Raw genomic sequence first — 8,386 nt, 5'->3', positions numbered from 1 at the left:
AATTTTCGTTCCAGGACTGGCGATATCAATATTAAGAGAGCCGTTGGCATCAAGAAAACTGGTTATATGAATACGCGATTTTTCTGGTGAATATCGAATGGCGTTAACAATAAGATTCGATAACATTCGTTGCAGTAAAATTTTATCCGCAAAGATTTGTTGATTGCACTTGACCTTAAAGCAAATCTCTTTCTCGTCTGAAAGATATTCAAGATAGTCCAAAAGATTTTCAACTTCCTTATTGAGAGAAAGCGAATCCAGTTTCACCAAAACATTGTTTTTGTCTGCCCTGGCAAGAAACAGTATATTCTCTGTTAACCGCGAAATATTTTCCAGCTCTTCAATGTTTCCGGCAATTGTTTTTTGATATTCAGCGATACTTCTGGTTTGACTGAGCGTAACCTGATTCTGACCCAGTAATGCATTAATTGGCGTTCTAAGTTCATGAGCGAGATCGTCAGCAAATTGACTAAGGCGCTCAAAATCTTTGACTAAAGCATGATGCATTTTATTCAACGCCTGCCCAAGAGGTTTTAGTTCTCTCGGTAATGCGTTAACCTCAACCGGCACTCGGCTATCGTTATAATTCAGCGCTTCCGTTACGCCACTCAACTTTTTGATCTCTCGCAACCCCGTCCTGATTAACAACGGACTTAATACTGAGCACAGTATAATGGCGACAATGCAAATTATAATGCTATTAATTTTATACTGTTCAAGCATATTATGTCTGGCTGAAGCCAATTTAGCCACAGTAACCGTTAATGATGGCGAAACTTCATCAATGTTAATTCGTAAAGCATCTATCTCTGTATCATTAATAATGCTTCTGTAAATGCCTGCTGCGCTGATTGTCTCACTAGCAGGTATGTTATTTAACATGTCATCACTGACATTTGTCCGGTTAACAATTTTATTGATGCCATCACTATGAATGATCAAAATATCCTGACTAACATCCATCATCCGGTTAAAGTACACAGGTAACGTATCTGGATTTACCCCATCAATTAACAACTGCTTGATCTGCGCTGTCCGGTTAATGAGTGTTGTATCATCGCGCCATTTCAACTCACTTGCCAGGCCATTATAGAGAGTCCATACAATTCCAGCGCCAGCAACAGACTGCAGAAATATAAAAAGCAAGGTTAAACGGACGGTTATAGATAATCTTTTCATTATTTTTTTACCGCTACGAATGAATAGCCCATCCCCCGGATTGTGGCGATTAGCTTTTCAGGAAAAGGATCATCAACTTTTGCGCGGAGCCTGCGAATGGCGACATCCACCGTATTGGTATCACTATCAAAGTTGATTCCCCAAATTTCACTCGCAATAACCGTTCTGGGTATAATCTCGCCAGCTCTGGAGGCCAGTAGCCAAAGTAACTGAAACTCCTTGCGCGTCAGTGTAATACTGATATTGTCCCTGCTCACACTTTGACTGACAGAGTCCATTTTTAAGCCACTGATTTCTAATGTTGAATTCAGAGCGTGATGTTGCCTTAATTGTGCCCGAACCCTTGCTAGCAACTCAGAAAATGAAAAAGGTTTTACCAGATAATCATTTGCCCCACTGTCCAACCCTCTGACTCTGTCATCGACAGAATCCCTTGCAGTAAGGCAAATAACAGGGGTTTGCTTTGCCGTTCTTAACGTTTGTAAGATCTGCCAGCCATCCATACCCGGAAGCATAATATCCAGAATGATCAATGCATAATCATCCTTCAGCGCAAGATAAAGCCCATCTCTGCCATCAGAAACGGCATCAATGACATAACCCGCTTCGGAAAGCCCCTGCGTTACCCATTCCTGGGTCCTTTGATTATCTTCAATAAGTAGAATCTTCATGAAAATAATATGCCATAAATCATATGTTATAGAAACAACCTGGTTCATTACAAAATTGTAATGCTGCTGTAAGGTTACCCTGGACGTTTTTTCGCTATCCTCAAAACTCATTCACATGACAAGGATATAAACATGTTAAAGCGTTATTTAGTACTCTCGGTAGCAACGGCAGCATTTTCATTACCTTCTTTGGTTTATGCCGCACAACAAAACATTCTTAGCGTGCACATTTTGAACCAGCAAACAGGAAAACCCGCTGCCGACGTGACAGTCACTCTTGAAAAGAAAGCGGATAACGGCTGGTTACAACTTAATACCGCCAAAACAGATAAGGATGGACGAATTAAGGCACTGTGGCCCGAGCAAACTGCGACTACTGGCGATTACCGTGTCGTATTTAAAACCGGGGACTATTTCAAGAAACAAAATCTTGAAAGTTTCTTCCCTGAGATTCCCGTTGAATTTCATATTAATAAAGTGAACGAGCATTATCATGTGCCTTTGTTACTCAGCCAATATGGGTATTCAACCTATCGTGGCAGTTAATGCGTAAATATGTAAAAGCTGATCTCTGCTACTGTTAGGGAGGTGACTCCCTGACAGATTAACAGTAAACAGCTCTTGTTGGTTAACGACAAAAAAGTGTGATGGCTTATGAAAAAGAATCAGATGTTACGGCCGAGTCGGTATTCTTTATGAAGCGTCGGCAGGTGTTAAAAGCACTGGGCATCAGCGCAGCTGCATTTTCTTTGCCTCACGCTGCGCATGCCGATCTGCTTAGCTGGTTTAAAGGGAACGATCGTCCGCCCGCCCCCGCCGGAAAACCGCTGGAGTTCAGCAAGCCTGCCGCCTAGCAAAATAACCTGCCACTGACGCCAGCAGATAAAGTCTCCGGTTATAACAACTTCTATGAATTCGGGCTGGATAAAGACGATCCCGCGGCTAATGCTGGTAGCCTGAAAACCGATCCATGGACACTGAAAATCAGCGGCGAAGTGGCAAAACCATTGACCCTCGATCATGATGATTTAACCCGTCGCTTCCCGCTGGAAGAGCGTATTTATCGTATGCGCTGCATGGAAGCGTGGTCGATGGTGGTGCCGTGGATTGGTTTTCCGCTACACAAATTGCTGGCGCTTGCCGAACCCACCAGCAATGCGAAGTATGTCGCTTTCGAAACGATTTATGCGCCGGAACAGATGCCTGGCCAGCAGGACCGCTTTATCGGCGGCGGGCTGAAATATCCTTATGTCGAAGGATTGCGTCTCGACGAAGCAATGCATCCGCTCACACTGATGACCGTAGGTGTTTATGGCAAGGCGTTACCACCGCAAAATGGCGCGCCGGTGCGACTGATTGTGCCGTGGAAATATGGCTTTAAAGGGATTAAATCGATCGTCAGTATTAAGCTGACCCGCGAGCGTCCGCCAACCACCTGGAATCTGGCAGCGCCTGACGAATACGGTTTTTACGCCAACGTTAATCCGCATGTTGATCACCCGCGCTGGTCACAGGCTACCGAACGATTTATTGGTTCAGGCGGCATTCTCGATGTTCAGCGCCAGCCAACACTACTGTTTAATGGTTACGCCGACCAGGTGGCATCGCTGTATCGTGGCCTGGATTTGCGGGAGAATTTCTAAATGCGTCTGACAGCAAAACAGGTGATATGGCTGAAAGTTTGCCTGCATCTTGCCGGATTGTTGCCGTTTCTCTGGCTGGTCTGGGCGATCAATCACGGTGGACTGGGTGCCGATCCGGTGAAAGATATTCAGCATTTTACCGGTCGCACTGCACTGAAATTTTTGCTTGCGGCCTTGTTAATCACACCTCTGGCACGCTACGCAAAACAGCCGTTATTGATACGCACTCGCCGCCTGTTAGGCTTATGGTGCTTTGCCTGGGCGACACTGCATTTAACCAGTTACGCATTGCTGGAGTTGGGCGTGAATAATCTGGCGTTATTAGGTAAGGAGTTAATTACCCGGCCTTATTTAACGTTAGGAATTATCAGCTGGGTTATTTTGCTTGCTTTAGCGTTCACTTCAACCCAGTCGATGCAGCGAAAACTCGGCAAACACTGGCAACAGTTGCATAACTTCGTCTATCTTGTCGCGATCCTGGCCCCAATACATTATCTGTGGTCAGTGAAGATTATTTCACCGCAGCCACTCATCTACGCTGGGCTGGCTGTACTGCTTTTAGCCTTACGGTATAAGAAGTTGCTTTCCCTTTTCAACCGGTTACGCAAGCAGGCCCACAACAAATTATCTCTATAACTTCATATTGCCGACAAACTTCGCGTTATCCCGGCCGGATGCGGCGCGAGCGCCCTATCCGGCCCACACAGATCGCATCAAGTTATGTTTCGTTTGTCATCAACCTTTCATTACCAGAATAATTTATTTTATTTCAATAAGATAGTTCAATACACCTGAGAATACCATGCTCTCATTTCCTAATGAGTTGTTGCATTTTTTCATATGTTACAATATAACATTACACATAATGTACATTAACTCTGGAGGAAATTGTTTTGGCGATTCGTCTTCATAAACTGGCTGTTGCTTTAGGTGTCTTTATTGTTAGCGCTCCTGCCTTTTCGCATGGTCATCATTCTCATGGCAAACCCTTAACAGAGGTCGAACAAAAAGCTGCTAATGGTGTTTTTGATGATACCAATGTACAAAACCGAACGCTCAGTGACTGGGATGGAGTCTGGCAATCCGTTTACCCTTTACTGCAAAGTGGCAAACTTGATCCCGTCTTTCAGAAGAAAGCGGATGCAGATAAAACCAAAACATTTGCTGAAATTAAAGATTATTATCGCAAAGGTTATCCGACAGATATCGAAATGATTGGCATTGAGGACGGCATTGTCGAATTCCATAGAAATAATGAAACAACATCCTGTAAATATGATTACGATGGATACAAAATACTCACCTATAAATCAGGCAAGAAAGGCGTTCGTTACTTATTCGAATGTAAAGATCCTGAAAGCAAAGCCCCTAAATATATACAATTTAGCGATCATATAATTGCACCACGAAAATCATCTCATTTTCACATTTTTATGGGTAATGATTCCCAGCAATCTTTATTGAATGAAATGGAAAACTGGCCAACGTATTATCCCTATCAGTTGAGTAGTGAAGAAGTGGTCGAGGAGATGATGTCTCATTGATTTTTTTGCGCTGACTTCAGTTATTTAACAGAACAGTGCCTGGTAGTAACAACAATAATTTACCAAGACAAATAAGTAAGACAAACTCAGACACGCTCATACTTGAGTCGTGTCTTTTTTATTATGTCTGTAGAAAAAAACTGAGAAAAAGGCGAACAATAAATACACAACTCAGCCATACAGACTGGCAGCGCAAATATTTCCAGGAGCAAGTCATCTGTCATGGTAAAGCTAACCAGAAATATAGGTTAATTTTGGTGTTTAAACCTTTTTTACTTGTTAGTATGATACAAAGGCTTTCAAAAAAGCTGGGAAATTCAACAACTCTTGGAAATTATGGACTTTGTCCCGCGGCTTTAATCTGACGGCCGCGTTCCTTTTTTGGCTCAATTATTGACCCCTTCTCTACGCAACTTCAGTTCCCGCCAGCAACTTTGCGGCAGTTTCATAGGATCAATGTCTAAAAGAATAATGGTGACCGATAAGAAAACGACTGAATAACTGTAGATTTTCGCTCGAAACCTTCCTGTCAGCTCCATAGCGAATCAAGCGCTGAATGTCACAGTATCGAACAGAAAACAGTGACGATCTCACCCTTCAAGAATATTCTACGATTGTTCTGTTTAGGAAAAGCAAGGCGGGAAGTCGGGAGATAAGTCATTGATAAAGTGGCGGAGAGAGGGGGATTTGAACCCCCGGTAGAGTTGCCCCTACTCCGGTTTTCGAGACCGGTCCGTTCAGCCGCTCCGGCATCTCTCCGTTCAGATGGTTGCCATGATGCCAGGAAATTTGGCATTTTAACAGTCCCTGTCCGTGCAATTTTGTTCAAGTGACGAGTTTGCGAGCAAAACGATGATTAAGTGGCCCTGGAAAGTACAAGAATCAGCACATCAAACTGCCCTTCCCTGGCAGGAAGCACTATCGATCCCCCTTTTAACGTGTCTGACAGAACAGGAACAAAGCAAATTGGTCGCTCTTGCCGAACGTTTTTTACAGCAAAAACGGCTTGTTCCTTTACAGGGCTTTGAGCTGAATTCATTAAGAAGCTGCCGGATAGCACTTCTATTTTGCCTGCCCGTTCTGGAGTTAGGACTGGAATGGCTGGATGGTTTTCATGAAGTCTTAATTTATCCTGCGCCATTTGTGGTCGATGATGAATGGGAAGACGATATCGGTCTGGTGCATAACCAACGTATTGTTCAGTCAGGTCAGAGCTGGCAGCAAGGGCCTATCGTTTTGAACTGGTTGGATATACAAGATTCTTTTGATGCTTCTGGTTTTAACCTGATTATTCATGAAGTCGCTCATAAGCTGGACACCCGTAACGGCGATCGCGCCAGCGGAGTTCCCTTTATTTCGTTGCGTGAGGTTGCTGGCTGGGAACACGATCTTCATGCTGCAATGAACAACATTCAGGAAGAAATCGAATTAGTTGGTGAGAATGCGGCGAGCATTGATGCTTATGCTGCCAGTGATCCTGCTGAATGTTTTGCCGTACTTTCTGAATATTTCTTTAGCGCCCCAGAACTTTTTGCTCCTCGTTTCCCTTCATTGTGGCAACGTGTCTGTCAATTTTATCAACAAGATCCTTTGCAGAGACTGCATCACGCTAATGATACAGACTCGTTTTCGGCGACGAATGTTCATTAATTAACAACTTTGCAGATTAATTAACCAATTGAAATGGCTTATGAAATTTAGTGTTGACAGACAAGGTACCGCTAAGTAATATGCGCCCCGTTCTCACGATTCCTCTGTAGTTCAGTCGGTAGAACGGCGGACTGTTAATCCGTATGTCACTGGTTCGAGTCCAGTCAGAGGAGCCAATTTTCTGTTTTCATGCATCCTTGCGAATCTTTATCTGATGTTGATTCAACAGGTTAGTGTGAAAACTCTTCTCGGTGCATTTTGATTTTACCCTACGCATCGGGAAAAATTGGTGGTCAAATCTGGGGTCAGGTTAGTTCGATAATGGAGTGACCCCCATATATCCCTTACCGACGCAAAAATCCGCACCCTCAAGCCTTCTGATAAACCCTTTAAAGTCTCCGATTCTCACGGTCTGTATCTGCTGGTCAAGCCGGGTGGCTCCCGCCACTGGTATCTCAAATACCGTATTAGCGGTAAAGAATCCCGCATTGCGCTGGGTGCCTATCCAGCCATCTCCCTGTCTGATGCGCGACAGCAACGTGAAGGTATCCGTAAAATGCTGGCGCTGAATATCAACCCGGTACAGCAGCGGGCTGCTGAACGTGGCTCACGAACACCGGAGAAAGTTTTTAAAAACGTGGCGCTGGCGTGGCATAAAAGTAACAGGAAATGGTCGCAGAACACCGCCGACCGTCTGCTTGCCAGCCTGAACAATCACATCTTTCCGGTCATCGGGAACCTACCTGTATCAGAACTTAAACCCCGTCATTTCATTGACCTGCTGAAAGGGATCGAGGAAAAAGGTCTGCTGGAGGTTGCGTCCCGCACACGGCAGCACCTGAGTAACATAATGCGCCATGCGGTCCATCAGGAGTTAATCGATACGAACCCTGCAGCAAACCTTGGCGGCGTGACCACACCTCCTGTCAGACGGCACTATCCTGCCCTGCCGCTGGAGCGGCTGCCTGAACTGCTTGAACGTATTGGGGCATATCATCAGGGCCGTGAACTGACCCGGCATGCCGTTCTGCTAATGCTGCATGTGTTCATTCGCTCCAGTGAACTGCGTTTCGCCCGCTGGTCAGAGATTGATTTCACAAACCGAGTCTGGACGATACCCGCGACGCGAGAACCCATTATTGGCGTGCGTTATTCCGGCCGCGGGGCAAAAATGCGAATGCCGCATATCGTCCCCCTCTCAGAACAGTCCATCGCCATTCTGAAACAGATTAAGGATATCACCGGTAATAATGAACTGATCTTCCCCGGCGACCATAACCCGTATAAGCCAATGTGTGAAAACACGGTCAATAAGGCACTGCGGGTGATGGGTTACGACACGAAAAAGGATATCTGCGGTCACGGCTTCCGGGCAATGGCATGCAGTGCGCTGATGGAATCGGGTTTATGGGCAAAGGACGCAGTAGAACGCCAGATGAGTCATCAGGAGCGCAATACCGTGCGCATGGCTTATATTCATAAGGCAGAGCACCTGGAAGCCCGCAAAGCGATGATGCAGTGGCGGTCGGATTATCTGGAAGCATGCCGAGAATCTTATGCACCGCCTTATACAATTGGTAAAAATAAGTTTATCCCATAGTATACTAACGAATCCCACACTCTGGCAAATTACCACCACCTCTACAGGAGGTGGTTCTATATAGACTTTTATCAACTTCATGACGAAAAACACCTATTT

At 45.0% G+C, this 8,386-nt stretch carries 7 protein-coding genes, 2 tRNA genes and 1 pseudogene; 7 read left to right on the top strand and 3 right to left on the bottom strand.

Features of this window, described 5'->3' with window-relative positions; all coding sequences use genetic code 11:
• Positions 1–1,179 (bottom strand): two-component system sensor histidine kinase HprS (gene hprS, locus ACUU1M_RS17135; protein WP_449144702.1); only part of this gene is annotated, 1,179 nt, incomplete at its 3' end.
• Positions 1,179–1,850 (bottom strand): response regulator transcription factor HprR, encoded by a 672-nt coding sequence (gene hprR / locus ACUU1M_RS17130; protein WP_001347103.1) that lies wholly within the window; start codon positions 1,848–1,850, stop codon positions 1,179–1,181. The genes hprR and hprS, both read right to left, overlap by 1 nt.
• Positions 1,851–1,982: 132 nt before the next feature.
• On the opposite strand from hprR, the gene hiuH reads away from it, so the two are divergent.
• From hiuH to zinT, 4 genes and pseudogenes are all read left to right on the top strand, one after another.
• Entirely contained in the window at positions 1,983–2,396 is a 414-nt protein-coding gene (gene hiuH, locus ACUU1M_RS17125; protein ID WP_000920127.1) for a hydroxyisourate hydrolase, read from the top strand.
• A 101-nt stretch (positions 2,397–2,497) separates the two neighbouring features.
• Positions 2,498–3,493, top strand: a pseudogene (gene msrP / locus ACUU1M_RS17120) (protein-methionine-sulfoxide reductase catalytic subunit MsrP).
• Positions 3,494–4,129, top strand: coding sequence for a protein-methionine-sulfoxide reductase heme-binding subunit MsrQ (gene msrQ / locus ACUU1M_RS17115; protein ID WP_001240061.1), 636 nt, complete (start codon positions 3,494–3,496; stop codon positions 4,127–4,129).
• A 257-nt stretch (positions 4,130–4,386) separates the two neighbouring features.
• Positions 4,387–5,037 (top strand): metal-binding protein ZinT, encoded by a 651-nt coding sequence (gene zinT / locus ACUU1M_RS17110; RefSeq protein WP_001007781.1) that lies wholly within the window; start codon positions 4,387–4,389, stop codon positions 5,035–5,037.
• Positions 5,038–5,706: 669 nt separating this feature from the next.
• On the opposite strand, the gene ACUU1M_RS17105 is transcribed toward zinT, so the two are convergent.
• Positions 5,707–5,796, bottom strand: a tRNA-Ser gene (locus ACUU1M_RS17105).
• Between the two features lie 93 nt (positions 5,797–5,889).
• On the opposite strand from ACUU1M_RS17105, the gene mtfA reads away from it, so the two are divergent.
• The 3 genes from mtfA (at position 5,890) to ACUU1M_RS17090 (ending at position 8,287) form a co-directional block, all read left to right on the top strand.
• On the top strand, positions 5,890–6,687 hold the full coding sequence (gene mtfA, locus ACUU1M_RS17100) for a DgsA anti-repressor MtfA (protein WP_024260779.1): 798 nt from the start codon (positions 5,890–5,892) through the stop codon (positions 6,685–6,687).
• Between the two features lie 100 nt (positions 6,688–6,787).
• Positions 6,788–6,863, top strand: a tRNA-Asn gene (locus ACUU1M_RS17095).
• Positions 6,864–7,024: 161 nt separating this feature from the next.
• Positions 7,025–8,287 (top strand): tyrosine-type recombinase/integrase, encoded by a 1,263-nt coding sequence (locus ACUU1M_RS17090; RefSeq protein ID WP_024260780.1) that lies wholly within the window; start codon positions 7,025–7,027, stop codon positions 8,285–8,287.
• The last annotated feature ends 99 nt before the right edge of the window (positions 8,288–8,386 follow it).

It is taken from the genome of Shigella sp. SIG6, from assembly GCF_053555815.1.
This window is presented reverse-complemented; position numbering and strand designations above follow the sequence as displayed.